The 22,169-nt window shown below is 70.0% G+C and carries 23 protein-coding genes; 10 read left to right on the top strand and 13 right to left on the bottom strand.

Annotated features, from left to right (window positions below; all coding sequences use genetic code 11):
* Nucleotides 1–58: 58 nt before the first annotated feature.
* The 3 genes from VJN29_RS02030 to VJN29_RS02020 form a co-directional block, all read right to left on the bottom strand.
* Nucleotides 59–1,723, bottom strand: coding sequence for a long-chain-fatty-acid--CoA ligase (locus tag VJN29_RS02030; RefSeq protein WP_324141814.1), 1,665 nt, complete (start codon nucleotides 1,721–1,723; stop codon nucleotides 59–61).
* A gap of 195 nt (nucleotides 1,724–1,918) precedes the next feature.
* Nucleotides 1,919–3,037: a lysylphosphatidylglycerol synthase transmembrane domain-containing protein gene (locus VJN29_RS02025; protein WP_324141796.1), complete on the bottom strand. Its 1,119-nt coding sequence runs from the start codon at nucleotides 3,035–3,037 to the stop codon at nucleotides 1,919–1,921.
* A complete protein-coding gene (locus VJN29_RS02020; protein ID WP_324141795.1) occupies nucleotides 3,034–3,876 on the bottom strand; it encodes a PIG-L deacetylase family protein in 843 nt (280 codons plus the stop codon). Before VJN29_RS02020 ends, VJN29_RS02025 begins: the two co-directional genes overlap by 4 nt.
* Nucleotides 3,877–3,913: 37 nt before the next feature.
* Here VJN29_RS02020 and VJN29_RS02015 point away from each other — a divergent pair, with 37 nt between their 5' ends.
* From VJN29_RS02015 to VJN29_RS02000, 4 genes are all read left to right on the top strand, one after another.
* Complete coding sequence (locus VJN29_RS02015; protein ID WP_324141794.1) at nucleotides 3,914–5,158, top strand: glycosyltransferase family 4 protein; 1,245 nt, start codon at nucleotides 3,914–3,916, stop codon at nucleotides 5,156–5,158.
* Between the two features lie 182 nt (nucleotides 5,159–5,340).
* Complete coding sequence (locus VJN29_RS02010; protein WP_324141793.1) at nucleotides 5,341–5,853, top strand: NUDIX hydrolase; 513 nt, start codon at nucleotides 5,341–5,343, stop codon at nucleotides 5,851–5,853.
* 10 nt (nucleotides 5,854–5,863) lie between these two features.
* Nucleotides 5,864–6,220 (top strand): hypothetical protein, encoded by a 357-nt coding sequence (locus tag VJN29_RS02005; RefSeq protein WP_324141792.1) that lies wholly within the window; start codon nucleotides 5,864–5,866, stop codon nucleotides 6,218–6,220.
* 13 nt (nucleotides 6,221–6,233) lie between these two features.
* Entirely contained in the window at nucleotides 6,234–6,449 is a 216-nt protein-coding gene (locus VJN29_RS02000) for a hypothetical protein (protein WP_324141791.1), read from the top strand.
* Nucleotides 6,450–6,461: 12 nt separating this feature from the next.
* On the opposite strand, the gene VJN29_RS01995 is transcribed toward VJN29_RS02000, so the two are convergent.
* From VJN29_RS01995 to VJN29_RS01970, 6 genes are all read right to left on the bottom strand, one after another.
* Complete coding sequence (locus VJN29_RS01995) at nucleotides 6,462–6,965, bottom strand: carboxymuconolactone decarboxylase family protein (RefSeq protein ID WP_324141790.1); 504 nt, start codon at nucleotides 6,963–6,965, stop codon at nucleotides 6,462–6,464.
* Nucleotides 6,966–7,104: 139 nt separating this feature from the next.
* Nucleotides 7,105–8,688 (bottom strand): amidohydrolase, encoded by a 1,584-nt coding sequence (locus VJN29_RS01990; RefSeq protein WP_324141789.1) that lies wholly within the window; start codon nucleotides 8,686–8,688, stop codon nucleotides 7,105–7,107.
* Entirely contained in the window at nucleotides 8,685–9,689 is a 1,005-nt protein-coding gene (locus tag VJN29_RS01985; RefSeq protein ID WP_324141788.1) for a quinone oxidoreductase, read from the bottom strand. The genes VJN29_RS01990 and VJN29_RS01985 overlap by 4 nt, the downstream gene beginning before the upstream one ends.
* Nucleotides 9,690–9,730: 41 nt before the next feature.
* Nucleotides 9,731–10,171 (bottom strand): SRPBCC family protein, encoded by a 441-nt coding sequence (locus VJN29_RS01980; protein ID WP_324141787.1) that lies wholly within the window; start codon nucleotides 10,169–10,171, stop codon nucleotides 9,731–9,733.
* Nucleotides 10,158–11,573 (bottom strand): wax ester/triacylglycerol synthase family O-acyltransferase, encoded by a 1,416-nt coding sequence (locus VJN29_RS01975; protein WP_324141786.1) that lies wholly within the window; start codon nucleotides 11,571–11,573, stop codon nucleotides 10,158–10,160. The genes VJN29_RS01980 and VJN29_RS01975 overlap by 14 nt, the downstream gene beginning before the upstream one ends.
* Before the next feature lie 56 nt (nucleotides 11,574–11,629).
* Nucleotides 11,630–12,199: a GNAT family N-acetyltransferase gene (locus VJN29_RS01970; RefSeq protein ID WP_324141785.1), complete on the bottom strand. Its 570-nt coding sequence runs from the start codon at nucleotides 12,197–12,199 to the stop codon at nucleotides 11,630–11,632.
* 62 nt (nucleotides 12,200–12,261) lie between these two features.
* Here VJN29_RS01970 and pcrA point away from each other — a divergent pair, with 62 nt between their 5' ends.
* Nucleotides 12,262–14,730 carry a DNA helicase PcrA gene (pcrA, locus tag VJN29_RS01965; RefSeq protein ID WP_324141784.1) on the top strand — a complete coding sequence of 823 codons (2,469 nt, stop codon included), beginning with the start codon at nucleotides 12,262–12,264 and terminating at the stop codon, nucleotides 14,728–14,730.
* A gap of 49 nt (nucleotides 14,731–14,779) precedes the next feature.
* Here pcrA and VJN29_RS01960 read toward each other — a convergent pair whose 3' ends face one another.
* Together VJN29_RS01960 and VJN29_RS01955 are read right to left on the bottom strand one after the other, a co-directional pair.
* A complete protein-coding gene (locus VJN29_RS01960) occupies nucleotides 14,780–15,613 on the bottom strand; it encodes a M23 family metallopeptidase (protein ID WP_324141813.1) in 834 nt (277 codons plus the stop codon).
* Between the two features lie 215 nt (nucleotides 15,614–15,828).
* A complete protein-coding gene (locus VJN29_RS01955; protein ID WP_324141783.1) occupies nucleotides 15,829–16,809 on the bottom strand; it encodes an esterase/lipase family protein in 981 nt (326 codons plus the stop codon).
* An 80-nt stretch (nucleotides 16,810–16,889) separates the two neighbouring features.
* Between VJN29_RS01955 and VJN29_RS01950 the strand changes: the two genes are divergently transcribed.
* Complete coding sequence (locus tag VJN29_RS01950; protein ID WP_324141782.1) at nucleotides 16,890–17,321, top strand: cobalamin B12-binding domain-containing protein; 432 nt, start codon at nucleotides 16,890–16,892, stop codon at nucleotides 17,319–17,321.
* A gap of 70 nt (nucleotides 17,322–17,391) precedes the next feature.
* Here the strand turns inward: VJN29_RS01950 and VJN29_RS01945 are convergent, their stop codons facing one another.
* Together VJN29_RS01945 and VJN29_RS01940 are read right to left on the bottom strand one after the other, a co-directional pair.
* Nucleotides 17,392–18,027 (bottom strand): hypothetical protein, encoded by a 636-nt coding sequence (locus VJN29_RS01945; RefSeq protein ID WP_324141781.1) that lies wholly within the window; start codon nucleotides 18,025–18,027, stop codon nucleotides 17,392–17,394.
* Nucleotides 18,024–18,542 (bottom strand): RNA polymerase sigma factor, encoded by a 519-nt coding sequence (locus VJN29_RS01940; RefSeq protein ID WP_324141780.1) that lies wholly within the window; start codon nucleotides 18,540–18,542, stop codon nucleotides 18,024–18,026. Before VJN29_RS01940 ends, VJN29_RS01945 begins: the two co-directional genes overlap by 4 nt.
* Before the next feature lie 192 nt (nucleotides 18,543–18,734).
* Here VJN29_RS01940 and VJN29_RS01935 point away from each other — a divergent pair, with 192 nt between their 5' ends.
* From VJN29_RS01935 to sucD, 4 genes are all read left to right on the top strand, one after another.
* Nucleotides 18,735–19,247: a superoxide dismutase family protein gene (locus VJN29_RS01935; RefSeq protein ID WP_324141779.1), complete on the top strand. Its 513-nt coding sequence runs from the start codon at nucleotides 18,735–18,737 to the stop codon at nucleotides 19,245–19,247.
* A complete protein-coding gene (locus VJN29_RS01930; protein ID WP_324141778.1) occupies nucleotides 19,247–19,804 on the top strand; it encodes a hypothetical protein in 558 nt (185 codons plus the stop codon). The genes VJN29_RS01935 and VJN29_RS01930 overlap by 1 nt, the downstream gene beginning before the upstream one ends.
* A 189-nt stretch (nucleotides 19,805–19,993) precedes the next feature.
* Nucleotides 19,994–21,175 carry an ADP-forming succinate--CoA ligase subunit beta gene (gene sucC / locus VJN29_RS01925; protein ID WP_324141777.1) on the top strand — a complete coding sequence of 394 codons (1,182 nt, stop codon included), beginning with the start codon at nucleotides 19,994–19,996 and terminating at the stop codon, nucleotides 21,173–21,175.
* A gap of 42 nt (nucleotides 21,176–21,217) precedes the next feature.
* The gene (sucD, locus tag VJN29_RS01920; protein WP_324141776.1) at nucleotides 21,218–22,111 is read left to right on the top strand and encodes a succinate--CoA ligase subunit alpha; all 894 of its coding nucleotides are present in this window, start codon (nucleotides 21,218–21,220) and stop codon (nucleotides 22,109–22,111) included.
* The last annotated feature ends 58 nt before the right edge of the window (nucleotides 22,112–22,169 follow it).

The raw sequence follows: 22,169 nt of genomic DNA, 5'->3' as shown, positions 1-22,169 counted from the left end.
AGCTTTCGGGCCCGAAAGCTGTTCACTCGATTGGGCAGGGGAGGCAGAGTCCGGTGCGTCAGCCCGCGAGCAGCTGGTCGCGCACCTGTCGCCGCAGGACCTTGCCGATGATCGTCTTGGGCAGGTCGTCGACGACCTCGACGCGCCGGGGGATCTTGTAGGCAGCGAGCCGCTCGCGGCAGTGGTCGCGCGCCGCCTCGGGGTCGAAGGCGTTGCGGTCCTCGACCGTGACTGCGGCGACGACCTCCTCGCTGCCGTCGTCCCTCGGCATGCCGACGACGGCCGCGTCCGTCACGCCCGGGAAGTGCTTGAGGGCTGTCTCGACCTCGGAGGGCATGACGTTGAATCCGCCGGTGATGATGATCTCCTTGATCCGGTCGACCACCGACACGAAACCGTCGCCGTCGACCTCCACGATGTCGCCCGTGCGCACCCAGCCCCCATCGAGGAGGCTCTCAGCCGTCTCCGCTGGCTTGCCCCAGTAGCCGGTGAAGACCTGGGGTCCGCGGATGAGCAGCTCACCGCGCTCGCCGGGAGGCCGGTCCTCGTCCGGGTTGTCCGGGTCGACGACCCGGATCTCCGTGCTGGGGAAGGGGACCCCGACAGCGCCGGTGCGGCGCGACGGGCCGATGGGGTTGCCGAGGGCGACGGGGGAGGTCTCGGTGAGGCCGTACCCCTCCACGAGGAGGCCGCCGGTCACGGACTCCCAGAGCTCGAGGGTCTCAGGTGGCAGGGTCATGGCGCCCGAGATGGCCCAGCGGGTCGCCGACAGGTCGACACCGCGCTCCCGGGCGGCCGTGGCGAGCTTCTCGTAGATAGGGGGCACCGCCGGCAGGAACGTCGGCGGGTGCTTCCGGGCGGCGGTGAGGACGAGGTCGACGTCGAACCGGGGGAAGAGCACGACCCGGGCGCCGGCGCTCATCCCGAAGGTGAGACAGAGGGTGAGGCCGTAGGCGTGGAACATCGGCAGGATCGCGTAGATCGTCTCGTCGCCGGGCGCCATCCCAGGTACCCATGCCCGACCCTGGGCGGCGTTCGCGGCGAGGTTGCGGTGGGTGAGCATCGCTCCCTTGGGCACTCCGGTCGTGCCGCTCGTGTACTGGATCACGGCGAGGTCGTCCACCGTCGGCTTGGGATGCGCCGGTTCGATCTTCCCCTGCCGGAGCAGCTGACCCCACGGGATGCTGCCCGGGGCCGGTCCGGTCAGGGCGGAACGCAGGGAGCGCGCCTTCGGGATCGGCAGAGCGAGGGCCAGTCGCTTCGCGAGCGGCATGGCGTGGATGAGGTTGACGGCGATGACGCGCGTGACGCCCGGCAGGCCGCTCACCATGGGAGCGACCTTGTCCCAGGCGATGGCCACCGTGGCCTCGTGATCGGCGAACTGCGTCGCCATCTCCGTCTCGGTGTACAGCGGGTTGTGCTCGACCACCACCGCGCCGAGGCGCAGGACCGCGTAGAAGGCAACGACGTGCTGAGGGCAGTTCGGCAGGACGAGGGCGACCCGGTCCCCTTTGGCGACCCCGAGGCGGCGCAACCCCTCCGCCGCCCGGGCCACCTGGTCACCGAGCTGGGTGTAGGTCGTCTCAGCGCCGAAGAACTCCAGTGCGGTTCGCTCCGCGTACTGCGTCACGGACGAGTCGAGCAGGTCCGTCAGCGACTCGGTGACCGGCTCGATGTCGTGCGGCACCCCCTCGGCGTAGCTGCTCAGCCAGATCCGTTCCATTGCCTCGGCCACGACTCGCTCCCTTCGCAGGCGACTCTGCACCACCTGCATCAACCGTAGTGCCCGGAACCGCCCCACCAAGGCTGGTGGCCCGCCGCCCCAGTCGAGTGAACAGCTTTCGGGTCTCCCTGAATCGAGTGAACAGCTTTCGGGTCCCCCTCAATCGAGTGAACAGCTTTCGGCCCCGAAAGCTGGTCACTCGATTGGGCTAGATCCGCTCGGGCCGGGGACCGCGGTGCTGCTCGAGCTGCCCACCGCCAATGGGGCGCGGACGGAGCCCTCGTCCTCGTCGTAGACCGCATCCGACGGGATCTTCTTGGGGCTGACCCACCACAGCGCCCAGCCGAGCACGCCCAGGGGCACCTCGAAGAAGTGCGTGTACAGCGAGAAGAGCACGACGCCGGCGGTCGCCTGGGTCGGGTCCGCGCCCCACCCGACGAGAACGGCGGCGGTGCCGGCCTCGGTGACGCCCAGCCCGCCGGGCGTGATGCCGACGGCCGTCAGCAGCCGACCGACCGTGTAGGCCCCGAACATGTAGGCGAACGGCATCTGCACGCCCATCGAGTTGAGGCAGAACCAGAAGAGGATGTAGTAGACGCCGAAGAAGCCGACGAGTCCGTAGGTCATCTCGAGCCAGCCGTAGCGGACGATCTCGATGATGTCGTGGCGCATCCCGACGAGGGTCTTCTCGACGTCGGTGTCGGCGGCCTTCTTCCCGCGGACCCGGCGCCACACGCGGGTGGACCACCGGCCCAGCTTGTGGGCGAAGTCCTCGGAGGCGAGGACCCCCCAGAAGGCGACGATGACGGCGAGGCCGATGAGCGCGCCGATGATGGCAGCCTGTGCGACGACCGGGTTGAGCTCCCCGATGCCGATGACGATGGCAAGGATTCCGACGACGGGCAGGACGACCCGGGCGAGGACGTTCCAGACGCCGGTGACGATGACCATGGTGGAGATGTCGCGGCGCAGGAAGCCCCAGGAGCGCAGCTGGTGGTAGGTGACGACGACCCCGGCGGCGCCCCCGCCCGGCAGGAGGTTGCCGATCGAGGACCCGCACGCGTTGACGATCATCGCCTTTCCATGGGACAGCCCCTTGAGCGACCCGGTGTAGAGAAAGGTGACGAGCCACAGCCCCGAGACCATCAGGATGGTCAGCCCGACGACCGTGCTGGCCTGCAGGCCGGACAGGGTGGCCCACACGTCGGTCCACGTGGTGTGGGCGATGTGGGGGAGGCCCCACCAGAGCAGGAAGACGGCCAGGCCGATGCCGACGACGAACTGCAGCACCTTGCGCACCAACGCGGCCGTCACGTCAGCCCCTCAAACACGTCATGCCGTATGCCGCTGGGCTCGCTCCCCGGGTCACCGCCCCTCAGGTGGGGCGTGGCGTCGACAAACCACTCCCGGCCGAAGACGACGTCGTAGACCGGGCGGGGGATGCGGAGGAAGGCGGCCAGGGTGCGGTCTGCCCCGCCGTCGGCGCTCGCCTGGGACGCATGGGCCCGCATCGAGGCCCGCTTGGCGGCGATGTGGCGGCGCACGTTGATCCGATGGGTGATGTCGCGGCGTGCCGAGAAGGCGCGGTCGAAGCTGTGCCGGTCGAAGTCCGGGGGAAAGCGGTACACCTTGGCGGCGAGGTCGAGGGCGCGGCAGATGGTGTCCCGCGGCACGGTGGCCTCGAGCAGGCGGGACGTGCCGGCGAGCTCGGCCGCCCGGCGTGCGACGTGGTGGACCTTCTTGTGGTCCGGATGGCCGTAGCCGCCGTTGGCGTCGTAGCCGAGGAGGACGTCCACCCGCTCCTCGTCGAGGATGGCAGCGAGGCGTTGGCCAGCCTGCTCCGTCTCGGCCCGGACGAAGCGGGTGCGTCCGGGTGGGTCCGGGAGCAGCTCGGGGCCGAGGCCGCTGTCCGCGTAGCCGAGGTGCTCGACGCGAGCGACTCCCAGCGCCCGGGCGCTCGTCTCGAGCTCCCCACGTCGCCGCGCGGCCAGGCCGCCCGCGACGTACGCCTGTGATGCCAGCCCGAGCTCGCCGTCCGTCGCGACGACGAGGATGACGCGATGACCCTCGGCCGCGGCGCGCGCCATCGTCCCGGACGTGAGCAGGGCCTCATCGTCAGGATGTGCGTGGAACGCGAGGAGGGTGTGGGACATAAGTGGGTCCATCTTGGCGCATGACAGAGTGTTCCCCGTGAAAGTGGCGCTGCTGTCCGACTGCTATCTGCCAAGATTGGGCGGAATCGAGGTCCAGACCCACGACTTGGCGCGCCACCTCGTCGCCCTGGGGCACGAGGTCGAGGTCTTCACCGCGACCCCCGGACCCGAGGGCGAGATGCGCGGCGAGATCACGGTCATCGATGGCATCCCGGTGCACCGCCTTGCCATCCGCCTGCCGTGGGAGCTTCCCGTCAACCCGCTCGCCCCGCGCGAGCTGCGCCGCAGACTCACGGGAGGCGGCTTCGACGTCGCCCACGTCCAGACCGGTGTCGTCTCTCCCTTCGCGTGGGACAGCACTCGCGTCACCATCGGGATGGGGTTGCCCACGGCGATGACGTGGCACTGCATGCTCGGGCCCGTGGCGCCCGGCTTCGGTGCCGTCGGCTTCGTCAAGAGGTGGGCCGCGAAGGGCGTCGCGATGTCGGCCGTGTCGGCGGTGGCGGCCGCTCCGCTGCGCGAGCTGGTGGGGCCGTCGGCGTCGGTCTCCGTGCTGCCCAACGGGATCGACGTGGCCCGCTGGCGGCTCCCCCCATCGGGCCCCACCCCCACCACCCAATCGAGTGAACAAGAATCGGGCCCGATTGTTGTTCACTCGATCGGGGGTGAGCGGCAGGCGGACCGCCCCAGCCTCACCGCCCAACCGAGTGAACAAGAAATGCCGCTGCGGCTGGTCACCGCGATGCGGCTCGCCGCACGGAAGCGTCCCCGCGCGCTCGTCAAGCTCGTCGCCCGGGCCGAGCAGCTGGCCGGTCGCGGCTCCTTCAGCCTGACCGTCCTCGGTGAAGGGCCGGACCGAGGCAAGGTCGAGTCCCATCTGGCCGACGAGGGCATCGGATGGGTGTCCCTGCCCGGCCGGGTCTCGCGCGAGGAGCTGCGAGCCAGGTATGCCGCCGCGGACGTCTACGTGTCACCGTCGGCTCTCGAGTCATTCGGGATCGCGGCCCTCGAGGCCAGGACCGCCGGGCTGCCAGTCGTGGGCCGGTCCGGGTCGGGGATCGGCGAGTTCGTCACGCACGGCCAAGGCGGTCTCATCGTGCCGGACGACGCCGCCATGGCGGGCGCCCTCGCGGGCCTCGCCGTCGACCGCGACCGGCTCGCTGCGATGCGCCGCTGGAACCTCGAGCACCCTCCCGAGCAGGACTGGCCCCACGTCGCGGCGCTCGCGCTCGCCGAGTACGAGCGGGCGATCGAGCTCTCCACAGCGCCTGGCCGCCGATGAGGACGAACATTCCAGGCGGGATACGCGTCGTCGCGCGGACGCCGGACGGAGCCCTCCTGGAGGCCGGTCGACTCGCCCACGGCCAGCACCCCGCCACCCTCCTGGGACAGCACGGCTTGCGCATCGAAGCCCCTTGGGCCGCAGACGTAGTGAACGGCGGGGCGCTCGAGCTGGCGTTCAGCGTGAGCGAGCTCAGCGGCATACCCCTCACTGAGGAGGACGTCCCGCGAGACCCGGACGTGGCGCCGGATGAGACTGGTGATCCCTTCCAGCGGGTGGCGGCCTACGCCCTCGTCACGAGCGAGCATGGGCTGCTGCTGACGCAGTTCAACGACCAGACCCACATTCCTGGCGAGTGGGGACTACCCGGAGGTGGCCTCGAGGAGGGCGAGACTCCGGCCGAGGGCGTCCACCGGGAGGTGTGGGAGGAGACCGGGCAGCGCATCGCTCTCGACCGCCTCGTCGACGTGCAGTCCTCGCACTGGATCGGCCGCGCCCCCAACGGCGTGGTCGAGGACTTCCACGCGATCCGCATCGTCTATCGCGCCACCTGTCGCGAGCCCCGTGACATCGTCATCCACGACGTGGGCGGCACCACGGCTGACGCCCGTTGGGTGCCGGTCGCACGGCTCGGTGACTACCGGCTCAGTCGCTCGTGGCACCACCTGTCCGAGGCGTACCTGGGCCGTCCGTAGGATGCCCGCCATGGACTTCCTCTACGACCTCGTCGTCGCCCTCCACCTGCTCGGCATGGCCGTCATCGTCGGCGGTTGGGTGGTGGCACGAGGCGCAGACCGGTTCCCGGTCGCCATCGTCTGGGCCGCGCGAGCCCAGTTCGTCCTGGGCATCATCATCGTCGGCCTGGCCGAGTCCATGCGCGAGGAGGGAGACCCCCGCCTCAACTACCCGAAGATCGGCGTCAAGATCATCCTCTCCCTCGTCGTCGTGGCGATGGCCGAGATCGGGAACGCCCGGTCGCGCAGGGGCGAGTCGGCCAGGACGCAGCTCGACGCTGCCGGTGGCGCCGGGCTGCTGGCCGCGCTCGTCGCCGCTCTCTGGTGAGGCGGCCGGACCGGTGCGCTGGAACGCCGGAGTCCTTGCCGGACTCCTCATCGGGCTGGTCTGGGTCGTCTCAGGCACGGTCCTCGTCGTCGTGGGACGGCGCCGCCGGCTGCACTCCACGGCGGACGGCGCCGGCAGCGTCGGGATCATCGGCGTCTTCCTGCTCGTCGTCGGGGCACTGACCCTCTTCGCGACGCTCCTGCTCAGCATTGTCCCCGGCAACGACTGACGCGGCGGCGCTCTACTGGCCGTCGCGGGCGGCCCCGGGCGGCGAGCCGAACTGCTCCCGGTACGTGACGGGGTGGTGGCTGAGGATCGAGATCCGGTTGAAGGCGTTGATCATCGACGCCGCGTAGACGAGCAGGGCGAGCTGGTCGTCGGTGAGGTCCTCGCGCAACAGGTCGTACTCGTCGTCGCTGAGGTGGCGCTCGGCGACGAGGGTGACGGCCTCCGCGACCTTCAGTGCCGCCTGCTCGACCCTCGTGAAGAGCCCGGACTCCCGCCACGCGGGCAGCACGGCGATCCGTTGTGGCGACTCGCCCTCGCGCAGGGCGAGGTGAGTGTGCAGGTGGAGGCAGAATGCGCACCCGTTGATCTGCGAGGCCCGAAGGTTCACCAGCTCGAGCGCGATCCGGTCGAGACCGTGCTCCGTCGCCCGGGCGCGGATCTCGTTGGACACCTGGGCCATGGCCCCATGGACCGTGGGCATCTGCTTGTCCGTGTACACGTACCGGTAACCGGCCATGGCCCGACCGTACCCTTCCCGCGCGGACGCCGGACGACCGTTGCTCGACGACTCCGTGGCTCTGGGTGGCTCGTCCGAGGGAGTTCGTGACCAACGGTCGTTGGCCCACCGTCAGAGACAGTGCCGTATGCCGCTGGGCTCAGTCCTGCTCGAAGGCGAGCGCCCCGCCCACCCAGGTCTGGAGTACCTGCGTTTCCCTGATCGCCATCGGGTCAGTGCTCTCGAGCTCCCAGATGTCGCGGTCGACGCAGACGAGGTCGGCCAGCTGACCGGGGCTGAGTCGACCGACGTCGTCGCGCCCGACCGACTCGTGCGCCACGACGGTGTGGGCGTGCACGGCCTCGTCGAGCGTGATCCGCTCCTCCGGATGCCAGCCGCCGATCGGGTGGCCGTCCGCCCGCCGACGGGTGACAGCGGCGTGCAGCCCAAGGAAGGGATTGGGGTCCTCGACCGGAGCGTCCGACCCGAAGGCGACCCGGACCCCCGCGTCGAGGAAGGACCGCCACGCATAGGAGGCCAGGCGGCGGGGGCCGATGATGTCATCGGCGAGCTCGAGGTCGGCGGTGCAGTGGCTGGGCTGCATCGAGGCGACGACGTCGAGGGACCGGAAGCGCGGGATGTCGACCGGCCGGACGTGCTGGGCGTGCTCGATCCGGAGCAGCCCGTGGTGCCCCTCCTCCCGCATGGCCTGGAACGCGTCGAGGACCAGCCGGTTCGCCTCGTCACCGATCGCATGCGTGATGACATCGAGCCCGGCCTCCAGGCAGATCCGGATCCGTTCCAGGAGCACGGGATACGGCGTGACGGCGATGCCGCACGTCTCGTGGCCGGCGATGCTGCCGACGTAGGGCTCGGTCATGTGGGCGGTGTGCGACCCCAACGCGCCGTCGCTGAAGAACTTCACCGGTCCCACGCGGAAGCGATCGTCGCCCTCGCCGGAGCGGCGCCCCTCCGAGACGGCGAGCTCGAGGTCGCCGTCTCGGACGCACTTCGTCACGCGCAGCCTGAGGGTGCCATCCTGCTGCATCCCCAGATAGGCGGCGCGCGCGTCCTCGCCGTCGATGTCCGTGATGCTCGTCAGCCCGACGGACAGCAGCCACTCCTGGCAGCGCTCGAGGAGCGGACGCAGCGGCTCGGCGTCCGGCCCCTCGATGAGCGGGTCCAGCAGACGCTGCGCCGACTCACGCAGGATGCCCGTCGGCTCGCCGCCGGCATCGCGCACGATCTCGCCGCCGACCGGGTCAGGGGTGCCGCGAGTGATGCCGGCCCGCTGCAGGGCAAGGGAGTTCGCCCAGACGGTGTGGCCGTCGACGGAGTCGAGGACCGCGACCCGGTCGCCGGTCACCGAGTCCAACGCGTGCCGGTCGGGCTGGACCGGCACGGACCATCTGTTGCTGTTCCAACGACCGGAGCTGAGCGGGCGGCCGGCGGGGGACGAGGCGACGTGGCCGCGGATCAGCCCGAGCGCCTCCTCGAGCGAGCGGGCCTCCCGCAGGTCGACCTCAGCGAGGTCGCGGGCGACCCACTCGGTGTGGATGTGCGCGTCGTGCAGGCCCGGCATGACGAGCGCGCCCGGCAGGTCGACGACCTCGCCGGCGTCACCACCCAGCGCGTCGGACCCCACCGCCACGACATGGCCGTCCTCGACGAGCAGGGCGTCGGTCCACGGCGAGGTGGGGTTGCCGGTCCAGATGCGCCGGTGCCGCAGCAGCGTCCGGCTCATCTCGCGCGATTCCCGTCCGGCACGACGATCAGCTTGCCCGTGGTGCGGCGGCCCTCCAGCGCCTCGTAGGCGTCGGCGACCTCGTCGAAGGAGTAGCGCCCGCCCACCGCGACCTTGAGGCTCCCGTCGGTGATGGCGGCGAAGAGCTCGCGCGCCCGCCACTCGAGCTCCTGGCGATCAGCGAGGTGGTCACCGAGCTTCGGGCGCGTGACGAAGAGGGACCCGCCGGAGTTCAGCCGTTGCAGGTCGAAGGGCGGCACCTGGCCGCTCGCGCCGCCGAAGAGCACCAGCAGGCCCCGGGGTCGGAGCGACGCGAGCGAGGCGTCGAAGGTGGCCTTGCCCACGCCGTCGTAGACGACGTCCACACCGCGGCCGGCGGCCTCGCGCACCGCTCCGGACAGGTCCTCCGCCCGGGAGAAGCGCGAGTAGTTGATCTTGTGTGCCGCCCCGAGCTCCCTTGCGATCTCGCACTTCTCGTCAGACCCAGCGGTCGCGACGACAGTGCAGCCCTTGGTGACGAGCAGCTGCACGAGCAGCTGGCCAACCCCGCCGGCAGCGGCGTGCACGAGGGCCACGTCACCCGGCCCAGCGGCATACGTGCTGGTGACGAGGTAGTGGGCCGTGAGGCCCTGGAGCATGGCGGCGGCCGCCGTCTCGAGGTCGACCCCCTCGGGCACGGGCACGACGAGGGCGGCGGGCTGGTTCGCGAGGGTGGTCTCGCTCCCGTTCGCCTGGGCCCATGCCACGCGGTCACCCACCGTGAACGAGTCGACGCCGGCGCCCACCGCGACGACCGTGCCCGCGCCCTCCTCGCCGAGGACGAACGGCGTCGTCCCGGCGTAGACGCCCTGACGTCGGTAGACGTCGATGAAGTTCACCCCGGCGGCCGCCACCTCGACCTGGACCTCGCCCGGCGCGGGATCCGGGACGTCGTGCTCGCGCACCTCGAGGACGTCACGCTCACCGTGCTCTCGGACGAAGACACCCCTAGCAGTCGTCATGCCGACACCCTAGACGCTGCCGGATCGACCGATCGCGTTGCTCAGCGAGCGCCCTCGAGCCGGGACCGGAGGCCCTTGAGCGTCTCGTCCACGAGGCCCTTGATGACGCGCGACCGGAGGAAGCCCGGAAGCGGCAGGTTGTGGTGGATCGTCAGGTCGTAGGTGACCCGGGTCCGTCCGGGGTCCAGGCGCTCGAGGGTGTAACGGCCCTCCTGACCGGTCTGCAGCCGGCCCTCGACCATGGACCAGCTCAGGCCCTCGGGCGCGTGCTCGTAGGCGAGCGTGTACCGGTCGGTCCCCACGGCGGTGGAGGCGGCGAAGCGCGCCGTCCTGGGCAGGCCCGACGCGTCTGCCTCGTCCACCTCCGCCTCCTTGATCGTGGGGATCCACTCCGGCTGGCTGCCCACGTCGCGGATGGTGACGAGGACGGTGTCGAGATCCGCTGCCACCTCGATGGCCTGACGAGCGTTATCGGTCGGCATCGCGCTTCCCTCCCCGTTGTGGAAGGGGCCGGCCCATGTGGATGATGTGTTCCACCTCGTCCTCGAAGGCCTCGAGGAGTCGCTCGGGATCCGGGATGACGGCCGCATCGCTGATGAACCCGACACGCACCGTGCCGGCATAGGTGAAGATGCACACCCCCAGCGTCTGGCGGCCAGAGCCGGGCACCCAGCCGAGGATGCCGGTCACCGGCACGCCGGCCAGGGTCCGGCTGGAGCGCGGCCCGGCGACGTTGGTCGTCACGCCGATGGTCTTGTTCGCGAAGAAGTCGACGAAGATGCGCGCGACGTGGGCGCTCAGGTGGCCGATGGCGTTGATGAGGGCGAAGGTGATGACCGCCTCTGGCGAGCGCTTGATCCGGTCCATCCGGCGCTTCGTCTCGGCGAGCCGGTCGAGGGGCGCACTGAGACCACTGGGGAACCGGAACAGGACCAGCGCGAAGGCGTTCCCGAGCTCCGGCGGCAGTGGCTCGTCGAGGGGCCGGATGTTGACCGGCACCATCGTGATGAGGTCCACCGGCTCCTGGCCGCTCTCGAGCTGGTAGCGGTGCAGCGCTGCGGCCACGGCACTCATGAGCACGTCGTTGAGCGTCGCCCCCGCAAGGCGCCCCAGCTGCTTGGCGTCGGCGAGGGGCAACGGGCCGCTCCAGCGGATGCGTTTCGTCCCGCCCGGCTCGCCGGACAACGGAGTGTCGGGGTTGTGGGACAAGAGCAGGTCACCGAGGACTCGTGTCGTGCGCACCATCTCGCGGGTTGCGGCCATGGCGCCGTCCGGGGTGGCCAGGCGCAGCAGCTGGCCGACGCCGTCCCGTGCGAGCTGGAGTCCCGAGCCCACCAGCCCGGCCAGGTCCTCGATCACGCCGGCGCCGTTCCCGTCAGCGGCGTCGACGAGGTTCTCGTCCGGCCTGACCTCGGTGGTCACCGCGACCTCGGTCGTCGCGTCAGGGTCGCCCCTCGTCAGCGAGAGCAGCACCCGCGTCAGCGCGATCCCGTCCCCGAGGGAGTGGTGGATGCGCAGGAAGATCGCGGAGCCGGACCCGTAGCCGCTGATGAGGTGCACGCGCCACAGCGGGTGGTCCCGGTCCAGGGGCACGTCGAGCTCCTGCTCCATGTGGACCTGGAGCGTGTCGTCGTCGCCGGGCTCCGACAGGTGCACGCGGATGATGTGCCGGTCCAGCGAGAAGTCCTGGTCCTCCACCCACCACGGCTGGCCCATTGGGGCGGACTGCTCCGGGCGCTGCCTGAAGACGGGGAACTGCTCGAGGACCTCGCGACGGAACAGCTCGATGACCTCGTCCCAGTCGGGCACGCCGTCGAGCAGGATGAGGGCCTCGATGACCATCAGGTTGTTGGGCCGGTCCATGTTCAGCCACATGGTGTCCACGGGTCCGACCCGTCGCTTGCGAAGTGCTGGCATGGTGGCTCCGGTCTTCAGGGGTGCTATTGGTCAGCATCCTCTCTGCCTCGGCGCGGTGGCAGGGCCGAATGGCCCACGTCACGTGTCGTGAGGTCGCGAAGTGCCGCACCGCTCACCCGATAGGTCGTCCAGTCGTCGAGCGCCGTCGCGCCCAGAGACCGGTAGAACTCGATCGCCGGGGAGTTCCAGTCGAGCACGACCCACTCGAGCCTGGTCCAGCCGCGCTCGGTGCAGATCGCGGCCAGCCGCGCGAGCAGCGCCCTGCCGATGCCGAAGCCCCGCTGGGTGGGGTCGACGAACAGGTCCTCGAGCCACAGCCCGTGCCGCCCCGTCCACGTGGAGAAGCTGACGAACCACACGGCCATCCCGACCACGGCTCCGTCCCGCTCGGCCACATGGGCGTATGCCGCTGGGCTCGCTTCCCGGGGAAAGAGCGCCTTGCGGAAGTGGTCGGGTGTCGCCGTGACCGCTTCGGGCGCCTTCTCGTAGAGAGCGAGCTCCCGGACGAGGCGGGCGATGTCCTCGACGTCGTCGACCGTTGCCTCCCGGATGCTGAACGCTGGGGAGGCCGTCACTGCAGATGGGTCGGACACGTCCCCATCCTTGCGCACCGCCGCAAGGAGGTGTCGGCCTTGCGACGTAGTCTGGAGGCACCATGAGCACGCTCTTCGACGACCTCTTCGGGCCCGACGGGCCGCAGTCCGCCTCCACCGTCCCGCAGGTCACCGAGCGTGGGGTCCCGACGTGGGCTGACGCAGCCGCGCGCGGAGGTCAGGTGGGCGCGGAGCCGGCTCAGCGGCATACGGCACCTGCGTGGGGCTCAGCCGACCCGGAGACGCTGCTCGAGGGCCTCAACCCGCAGCAGCGGGAGGCCGTCGTGCACGAGGGAAGCCCCCTGCTGATCGTCGCCGGGGCCGGCTCCGGCAAGACGCGGGTGCTGACGCACCGGATCGCGTGGCTGCTCGGGAAGCGCGGCGCCCAGCCGGGGCAGATCCTCGCGATCACGTTCACCAACAAGGCCGCTGCCGAGATGCGAGAGCGTGTAGAGTCCCTCGTCGGCCCGCGCGCCCGCTCGATGTGGGTCATGACGTTCCACTCGGCGTGCGTGCGCATCCTGCGTCGCGAGGCGGCCAAGGTCGGGATGAAGTCGACGTTCTCCATCTACGACGCCGCCGACAGCCAGCGGCTCATGAGCCTGGTCATCCGCGACCTCGACCTCGACCCGAAGCGTTATGCGCCGCGCAGCTTCTCGGCCCAGGTGAGCAACCTCAAGAACGAGCTCATCGACGACGAGACCTACGCGAGCCAGGTGTCCGAGGGCAACCATCACGAGCGGACCCTGTCCGCGGCCTACACCCAGTACCAGCGGCGGCTCCGGCAGGCCAACGCCCTCGACTTCGACGACATCATCATGATGACCGTCAACATGCTGCAGGCCTTCCCGGACGTCGCGGAGTACTACCGCCGTCGCTTCCGGCACCTCCTCGTCGACGAGTACCAGGACACGAACCAGGCGCAGTACCAGCTCATCAAGGAGCTCGTCGGCGTGGGCGTACCGGGCCCCGGCGAGGGCGACTACGTCGTCCCACCTGCGGAGCTGTGCGTCGTCGGCGACTCCGACCAGTCGATCTACGCGTTCCGGGGAGCCTCGATCCGCAACATCCTCGAGTTCGAGCAGGACTACCCGGACGCGCGGACCATCCTGCTCGAGCAGAACTACCGCTCGACCCAGCGCATCCTGCGCGCCGCGAACTCCGTCATCGCCCGCAACGAGAGCCGGCGCGCCAAGAACCTCTGGACCGACTCCGGGGACGGGCCGCTCATCGTGGGGTACGTCGCCGACAACGAGCACGACGAGGCAGCGTTCGTGGCGAAGCAGATCGACGACCTCGCCGAGCACGGGGTGCGGCCGGGGGACGTGGCGGTGTTCTATCGCACCAACGCCCAGTCCCGAGCGATCGAGGAGGTGCTCGTCCGGGTCGGCCTGCCCTACAAGGTGGTCGGCGGCACCAGGTTCTACGAGCGGCGCGAGGTCAAGGATGCGCTCGCCTATCTGCGCGTCATCTCCAACCCGACCGACACGGTCAACCTGCGCCGGATCCTCAACGTGCCGAAGCGTGGCATCGGTGACCGCGCCGAGGCCTGCGTCGCCGCGCTCGCCGAGCGGGAGCGGACTCCCTTCGTCGCCGCACTGGGGCGAGCGGAGGATGCGCCGGGGATCGCGACCCGGTCGGTCGCCGCGATCAAGGGGTTCACCGCCCTCCTCGAGGAGCTGAGGACCGTCCATGAGAGCGGTGGCGGGATCGCGCTGCTGCTCGAGGCGGTCCTCGAGCAGAGCGGCTACCTTGCCGAGCTCCGCGCCAGCCACGACCCGCAGGACGAGACCCGGGTCGAGAACCTCGCCGAGCTCGTCGCCGTCGCCCAGGAGTTCGACGAGCGACGCGCCCTCGAGGGCCCGGCGTCCGGCCAGGAGCCCGAGGACATCGGGCCGGCGGGAGCGCTGGAGGAGTTCCTCGAGCAGGTCTCCCTCGTCGCCGACGCCGACGAGGTGCCGGACGAGCCGGACGCGCAGGCACAGGGCGTCGTGACGCTGATGACGTTGCACACCGCGAAGGGCCTGGAGTTCCCTGTCGTCTTCCTCACCGGGATGGAGGACGGCACGTTTCCCCACCTCCGATCGCTCGGGGACCCGAAGGAGCTCGAGGAAGAGCGCCGGTTGGCGTATGTCGGCATCACCAGGGCGCGCGAGCGGCTCTATCTGACGCGGGCGGCCGTGCGCTCGGCCTGGGGGTCACCGCAGTACGGCCCACCGTCGCGGTTCCTCGACGAGATCCCCGGCGACCTGCTCGACTGGCACCGGCTCGGGCCATCCTTCTCGGGGGCTCGGGGCTCGGGCCAGCCTGCGGTCGCGACCCTGGCGGCTCGCCCGGGTGTGCGTAGTCCCGGCACCCGGGCGATCGTCGCGCTCAAGCCCGGAGACCGCGTCACCCACGATGCCTTCGGGCTGGGCACAGTGGTGCGGGTCGAGGGCGAGGGCGACAAGTCGCTGGCGCACGTGGACTTCGGCGCAGACCTCGGCGTCAAGCGACTGCTGCTGCGCTACGCCCCTGTCGTCAAGCTCTGACCCGCCCGCCAGGGAGTGCAGTTCGCGAACTCCAGTCCCGATCCAGCTCTCAGAGGTAGACGCCGCGCGCGGCGAGCCAGCTCCGGGGGGCCACCGGGCCACTTCCGTCGGGATGGATCTCAAGGTGCAGGTGCGGGCCGGTGGAGTTGCCGGTGTTGCCGCTGTAGGAGACCTTCTGACCGGGAGTGACCTGCTCGCCGACGCTCACGAGCAGTCGGCTGTTGTGGGCGAACCAGGACACGGTCCCGTCCCAGTAGCGGATCTTCACCATGTAGCCGTAGCCCTCGTTGGACCAGCCGGAGAAGATGACGGTGCCCGTCGACAACGAATGGACCGGGGTGCCAGTCGGGGCCGCGAGGTCCTGGGCCGGGTGCATCCGGCCCCAGCGCCAGCCATAGCCGGACGTGAGCGTGTAGCCGTGGAAGGGTGCGATCCAACGCTGGGCAAGAGCGAGGCGGCGCTTGCGCTCCGCCTCCTTCTTCTTCTTGTCCGCGGCGGCCTTCGCCGCGGCGGCCTTCTTGGCCGCGGCCTTCTCGGCGGCGATGCGCTGCAGTGCTGCCTTCGCCGCGTCCGCGCCGGCCTCGGCCGCAGAGCTGGCCGCGAGGCCCAGGGCCGCCTCGGCGCGCACGCCGTCACGGGATGCGCGGAGGTTGCCCCGGTCGCCGGCCGCAACCGCGACGGCGTCCGGATCGGCTGCCAGTCCGAGACCCGCCACGGAGTTGGACACGTTCTTCATCGCCGCCGCCTCGGCGCTCAGCGGGCTCGCTCCCGCGTCACGGACGATGAGCCCGGCGGCGACAGTTGATGAGAGCAGATCGACGGGGATGACGAACTGACGACCCCGTGCAGGCTTGGTCGCGGGCCGGTGACGACCCACATACATATTGTTGGACACGCAGCGCTTACCTATCTCAGACCGATTGCGGGTCCGAGGCTAACGTGACCGATTCGTGATCGAGAAATCGGGCACTGTTCTCCTTCGGGGGTCCGCGTCGTGGAGGAGGGATCACAACCAGGGCTGACACTAGGGGATCCGAGAGAGAAGCGAAAGCCGACCCGCAACCGAATTTCTCCCGATTTGCGTCCAGGTCAACGAAATCAGCGGCGTGGTCTCGGAGACCGTGTTGGATCCTCATCCGCAGCACTGACTCGACGACGTGTGAACTCGCTCACACCCCGAGTCACGGTCGCTCCGGACGAGTCGAGATGTGCCAGGGCGCTGGAGATTCCGTGGACCACGGTGCGCGTGAACGGGAGGCTGCCGTGGCCGACCCCGTGCAGCTCGATGTTGTGGACGTTGAGGTCCTCGTGGTGCAGCGCCGCGTTCCCCTGGGGAAGGACGACCTGGTCGAGGTCGGACCAGTAGACGATGAAGCGCGTCTGGCAGTCCCGGACCGGCTGGGCCAGCTCCTGGAGCAGGCCGCTGCCCGGACGCAGCTGCCGGGTCAGGCTGTTGTTCCAGGCGTAGGCCAGATAGCTGCCGCGGTGCGGCGTGCCGAGCGTGACGAGGGTGTGCACTCGCGCGTCTCCACCGAGCCGTGTCACGTAGTAGCGCGCAATGAGCCCGCCGAGTGAGTGGCCGATGACGTGGATCCGCTCGTAGCCGGTCTCGCTGGCGATTCGCTCGACCTCGTCGCCGAGTCGTGCCGCAGCAGCCCGGATGTCCGTCGTGAGGACCGGGTAGTTGATCGTCTCGATCCGGCCGAAGCCGCGGTTGACCAGACCACGCCGCAGCACCGTGAAGATCGACCGGTTGTCGACCATGCCGTGGACGAGCAGGATCGGCGTCTCCGCGGCCTCGACGTCCCGAACGGCCAGGCCCCGCTGGGTCGGCGACAGGTGGTCCACGCGGTAGCCCCGGCGCTGATGGGAGGCGCGTGCGCCGATGAGGCCGAGCGGATAGGTGCCGAGGTGCAGACCCAGCCAGGTCGCCTCGAGCGCGGCTCCGGCCAGGCCAGTGGGCGTCAGCAGCGCCTTCGCCACCAGACCCAGGCTCCCGAGCAGGCCCGGCGGCTCGCCGGACCCCGTGGTTGGGACCGCCTGCTGGGGGGTCTGCGCTGACCGCACCGCGAGTGCCACGGAACGGACGGTACCCGCCGGACTGGGCGATCGATCACTTTTCGTCGATCGACACGGCGGCCGTGACTAGAGTGCCCCGCATGACTTCCCCCTCTGACTCCTCCAGCGCGACCTCCGCAGCGGTCGTTCGCGTCATCGTCGCCAAGCCGGGACTGGACGGTCACGATCGCGGCGCGAAGGTGGTCGCCCGCGCCCTGCGTGACGCCGGCATGGAGGTCATCTACACGGGGCTGCACCAGACGCCCGAGCAGATCGTCGAGGCGGCGATCCAGGAGGACGCCGACGCGATCGGCCTCTCGGTGCTCAGTGGTGCGCACCTGACCCTCTTCGCCCGCGTTGTCGAGCTGCTCAAGGAGCGCGACGCCGGCGACATCCTCGTCTTCGGCGGCGGCATCATCCCCGCTGACGACATCCCCCAGCTCGAGGGACTCGGCGTGGCAAGGATCTTCACGCCGGGCGCCACCACCCACGAGATCGTGGACTGGGTCCGCGAGAACGTCACCCCCGCCTGACGCGCCCGGCCGGCCGAGCCGCACACCGCCCGGGCGTGGCGGGGCCGCGCCGGTCACGCGCGGGGGTGGGTCAGGGCCGGTCGCCGAGCCGCTCCCCGTGGCGGTCGACGCGACGGTTGAGCGAGAAGAGCCGTCCGAGCACCGGCATGAGCACGATGTTCAGGCCGTGCAGGATCCCGATGATGAGCAGGATCCCGCCGATCCGGGCGACCTCGACGGTCAGCTGCTCCGCCGTCACGAGGCCGGTGAACTCGTTGTTCCACGTCGACTGTGGTGCGAAGCGCACGGTGAACAGGATGTATGCCGAGAAGATGAGGTAGTAGACGATGTCGGTCAGGACGATGTAGCTCTTCCCGGTGAGCGGGTTGTCGTGGAAGACGTCTGCGGCGTAAGCCCGGCCGAACCGCTTGATGAACGGCCCGAGCCAGAGGGCGATGGCGACGAGCGCGAGGTTGGTGGCGACCTCGAGGATCCACCAGGGCATGTGCAGTTCTCCGTTCGAACGTGGGGTGAGGACGAGGACGAGCGTGGTGGCGGCGGCGACTCCGGCGACCCAGGCCGCGACGTCCCGGCGCAGCCGCCGACGTCGGGCCTGGTCGTCGTGGACCGAGTCGAGGACCCGGGCGAAGAGGTCAGGGGAGGGCGGGGGAGGGGCGGCACCCGGCGGCTTGAGCGCATCCTCGATCAGGTGCTCGATGTCGCTCATCGCTTCTCCTCGAGGATGGTCGCGAGGGTTCTCAGGCCTCGCTGGAGATGGGTCTTGACCGAGTTGACCGACAGCTCGAGGCCGTCCGCGATCTCTGCCGGTGACATGTCGTAGTAGTAACGGAGCGTCAGGCAGTCGCGCTGCCGGCCGGGCAGCTCGCGAAGTGCGTCGATGACGTCCTGTCGCACGCTCCGACCCAGCGCCTCCTCCTCCGCAGACGGCTCGTCGACGACGGCGGGCGGGTGGTGCCTCAGGGACACGAGGCCTCGCCGGTTGTGGTCGCGGGCCAGGTTGATGACGATCGAGCGCAGGTATGCCGCTGACCTCGCTTGGTCGGCGATGCGAGCCATGTTCCGGCTGAGTCTGATGAACGCCTCCTGCACAAGGTCCTCCGCCGCCGTCTTGTCGTCGACGTAGAACCGGGCCAGGTGCAGCAGCGATGCAGCCTCCGCTTCGAACAGCGCGGCGGCTCGCGACTCGAAGCGGTCGTCCTCCGTGGCCACGGGCCCCGTCACGGCACCAACCAGACAGACATCCATCACCTCGACAGACGATCGACGAACAGGTCCGGGTGACAAGGAAAATCGAGCAGTTCCTCACCCCCGGCCTGTCACCCCGAGACCGTGGCCATCCCGTCTGTCCCAGTGTACGAACCACACCACGGAAAGGTGCAGCAAGCCATGAATCGCAAGAGAATTCGTGGGGGGATGGCTGGGTTGGTCGCGTTCTCAGCAGCCATGGCGGTCGGATCGACGGCCATCGCGGCGGGAGCAGTCATCAATCGCTTCTCCGACCCGCTCCGGGACTACGACACCACGTCGGCAGGCCCGTTCGACTCCGCAACCGCACGGCTCCAGCTCGTCGGGCAGGCAAGCGGCACGAAGGCGGTCCTCCACCTCCGGGGCATCGACCCCAGCGTGTCGGGGCGGACCTTCGGGGCGCACCTGCACAATGCCGCCTGCGCGACGGACCAGCCGCTGCTGTCAGGCGGCCACTACAACCACGACGCGCACTCCGGGGCTCCGAAGGTCGCCGTCTCCGACCAGACCGAGGTCTGGCTCGACTTCACCGTCGACGCGTCGGGCGCGGGCGACTCGAACTCGGTGGTGCGGTTCACGCCCACGCCGGGGGCCCGATCGGTCGTCATCCACGCCAAGCCGACGGACCCGGCCAGCGGTGGCGCCGGTGACCGACTTGCCTGCCTCCCGGTGGAGTGGTGATGCGCGCCCTGTTCGCCGGCTTCGCCCGGTGGTTCGCGGTCGGGGTCGCCTGGGGTGCCCTCGCCCGGCTCTTCATGAGGCTCGTCTCCACCTCGCCGGAGTTCTCCTGGGCCGGCACTGGCCTGATCCTCGCCTTCGCCGGACTCTTCTGGGGACTCATCGGGGTCGTCGCCGCCGCCCGTGCCAGTGGTCGGAGCCGCTGGTGGCGCGTGGCGCCGCTGCCAGGTCTCATCCTGTTCGCGGGTCCAGGGATGATCCTGCTCCCGGGCGCCATCGTCGTGTCCGCGGCCCTGGCGATGCGCCGGGTGGGCCTCCGGGTAGCGCTCCTCGCGATCGGGCTGGGTGGGACCTTCTGGGCCTTCAACGCCTTCGACGACGACCGGTTCCTCCCGGCGCGGACGCAGACGTTGGGCTACCTGCTCGCCGTTGTGACCGTCGCGTGGCTCGGCGCCGGCGTGCACCTGTGGTGGCGGCGCTGGGCGCCCGACGCGAGGCCCGCCACGGCGGCAGGAGAGCGGACCGTGGGAGCGAGCCCAGCGGCATACGGCATCAACTGAGGTTGACCAGGGGGAGGCAGCCGCCGGCGCCACTGGCCCGGCGGCTGCGGTCGTCCACGCTGCTGCCCGGTCGCTGAGACCGGTGTGTGATCTTCGTCCGGTCGGCACGTTGCCGGGTTCTGGCGTCAACCGGCTGGGGTCTAGAGTCCGAGGGACACTCCGCATCGACGACGAGGACGGACTCCCCCCGTGGATCTCTTCGAGTACCAAGCCCGCGACATGTTCGAGGCGCACGGCGTTCCGGTTCTGGCAGGCGCCATCGCCACCACCCCTGACGAAGCCCGCGCAGCGGCCGAGGAGATCGGCGCCAGGTCCGGTGGCGTGACGGTGGTCAAGGCCCAGGTCAAGACGGGTGGTCGCGGCAAGGCCGGGGGCGTCAAGGTCGCGAAGTCCCCCGACGAGGCGAAGTCGCACGCCGAGCAGATCCTCGGAATGGACATCAAGGGCCACACCGTGCACCGCGTCATGATCGCCGCAGGCGCCCGCATCACCGAGGAGTACTACTTCTCGCTCCTGCTCGACCGCGCGAACCGCAGCTACCTCGCCATGTGCTCCAAGGAGGGCGGCATGGACATCGAGCAGCTCGCCGTCGAGCGGCCCGAGGCGCTCGCCAAGATCAACGTCGACCCCAACATCGGCATCGACGACGCCAAGGCGCAGGAGATCGTCGACGCCGCCGGCTTCGACGAGGCAGACAAGCCCGGTCTCGTGGACGTCATGAAGCGGCTGTGGGAGGTCTACCGCGACGAGGACGCCACGCTCGTCGAGGTCAACCCGCTCGTCAAGACCGACGACGGCCGGTTCATCGCACTCGACGGCAAGGTGTCGCTCGACGAGAACGCCTTCTTCCGCCACCCGGACCACGCGGCGCTCGAGGACAAGGAGGCCGCCGACCCGCTCGAGGCGGCCGCCAAGGAGAAGGACCTCAACTACGTCAAGCTCGACGGCTCAGTGGGCATCATCGGCAACGGCGCCGGCCTCGTCATGAGCACGCTCGACGTCGTCGCCTACGCCGGCGAGGAGTTCGGTGGCCAGAAGCCGGCCAACTTCCTCGACATCGGGGGTGGGGCGAGCGCCGAGGTCATGTCGAACGGCCTGCACATCATCCTGTCCGACCCCCAGGTCAAGAGCGTCTTCGTCAACGTGTTCGGTGGCATCACGGCGTGCGACGAGGTGGCCAAGGGCATCGTCGGCGCCCTCGACGCGCTCGGCGACGAGGAGGACCGTCCACTGGTGGTGCGACTCGACGGCAACAACGTCGAGGAGGGCCGCCGCATCCTCGCCGCGCGCAACCACCCGCGGGTCATCATCGAGGAGACCATGGACGGCGCGGCTCGCAAGGCCGCCGAGCTCGCCGCCGCCGCGAACTGACCGCCGAGACAGCACAGACAACGAAGGAAGAGGCTTTCTCCCATGTCGATCTTTTTGAACGCTGACTCCAAGGTCATCGTCCAGGGCATGACGGGCTCCGAGGGCATGAAGCACACGCAGCGCATGCTCAGGTCCGGCACGAACGTCGTCGGCGGCGTCAACCCGCGCAAGGCGGGCACGAAGGTCGACTTCGAGGATGGCGTCACGGTGCCGGTCTTCGGCACCGTCCAGGAGGCCATGGACACGACCGGCGCCAACGTATCGGTCATCTTCGTACCGGCCGCCTTCACCAAGGCCGCCGCCGTCGAGGCGATCGATGCCGCGATGCCGCTCGTCGTCGTCATCACCGAGGGCGTGGCGGTCAAGGACACGGCGGAGTTCTTCACCTACGCACAGTCCAAGGGCACGACCCGCATCATCGGCCCGAACTGCCCGGGCCTCATCACGCCCGGCGTCTCCAACGCCGGCATCATCCCGGCGACCATCTCGGGCGGCGGCCGCGTCGGGCTCGTCTCGAAGTCCGGCACGCTGACGTACCAGATGATGTACGAGCTGCGTGACTTCGGCTTCTCGACGGCCGTGGGCATCGGCGGTGACCCCGTCATCGGCACCACCCACATCGACTGCCTCGAGGCGTTCCAGAACGACCCCGACACCGACGCGATCGTCATGATCGGCGAGATCGGCGGCGACGCCGAGGAACGCGCGGCGGAGTACATCAGGGAGCACGTGACCAAGCCCGTCGTCGGCTACGTGGCCGGGTTCACTGCTCCCGAGGGCAAGACGATGGGCCACGCCGGTGCCATCGTGTCCGGCTCGTCCGGCACCGCCCAGGCGAAGAAGGAGGCCCTCGAGGCCGCCGGTGTCAAGGTCGGCAAGACGCCGTCCGAGACCGCCCAGCTCATGCGCGAGATCATGGAGAGCCTGTCCACGTAGCGACCGCAGTCCTGCATCCTTCAGATGGCGGCCATCCCTTGCGGGGTGGCCGCCTTGG

This window comes from Intrasporangium sp. (genome assembly GCF_035280925.1).
GTDB lineage: Bacteria > Actinomycetota > Actinomycetes > Actinomycetales > Dermatophilaceae > Intrasporangium.
The sequence above is the reverse complement of the archived record's forward strand: the minus strand, read 5'-3'. Positions and strand labels throughout refer to the sequence as shown.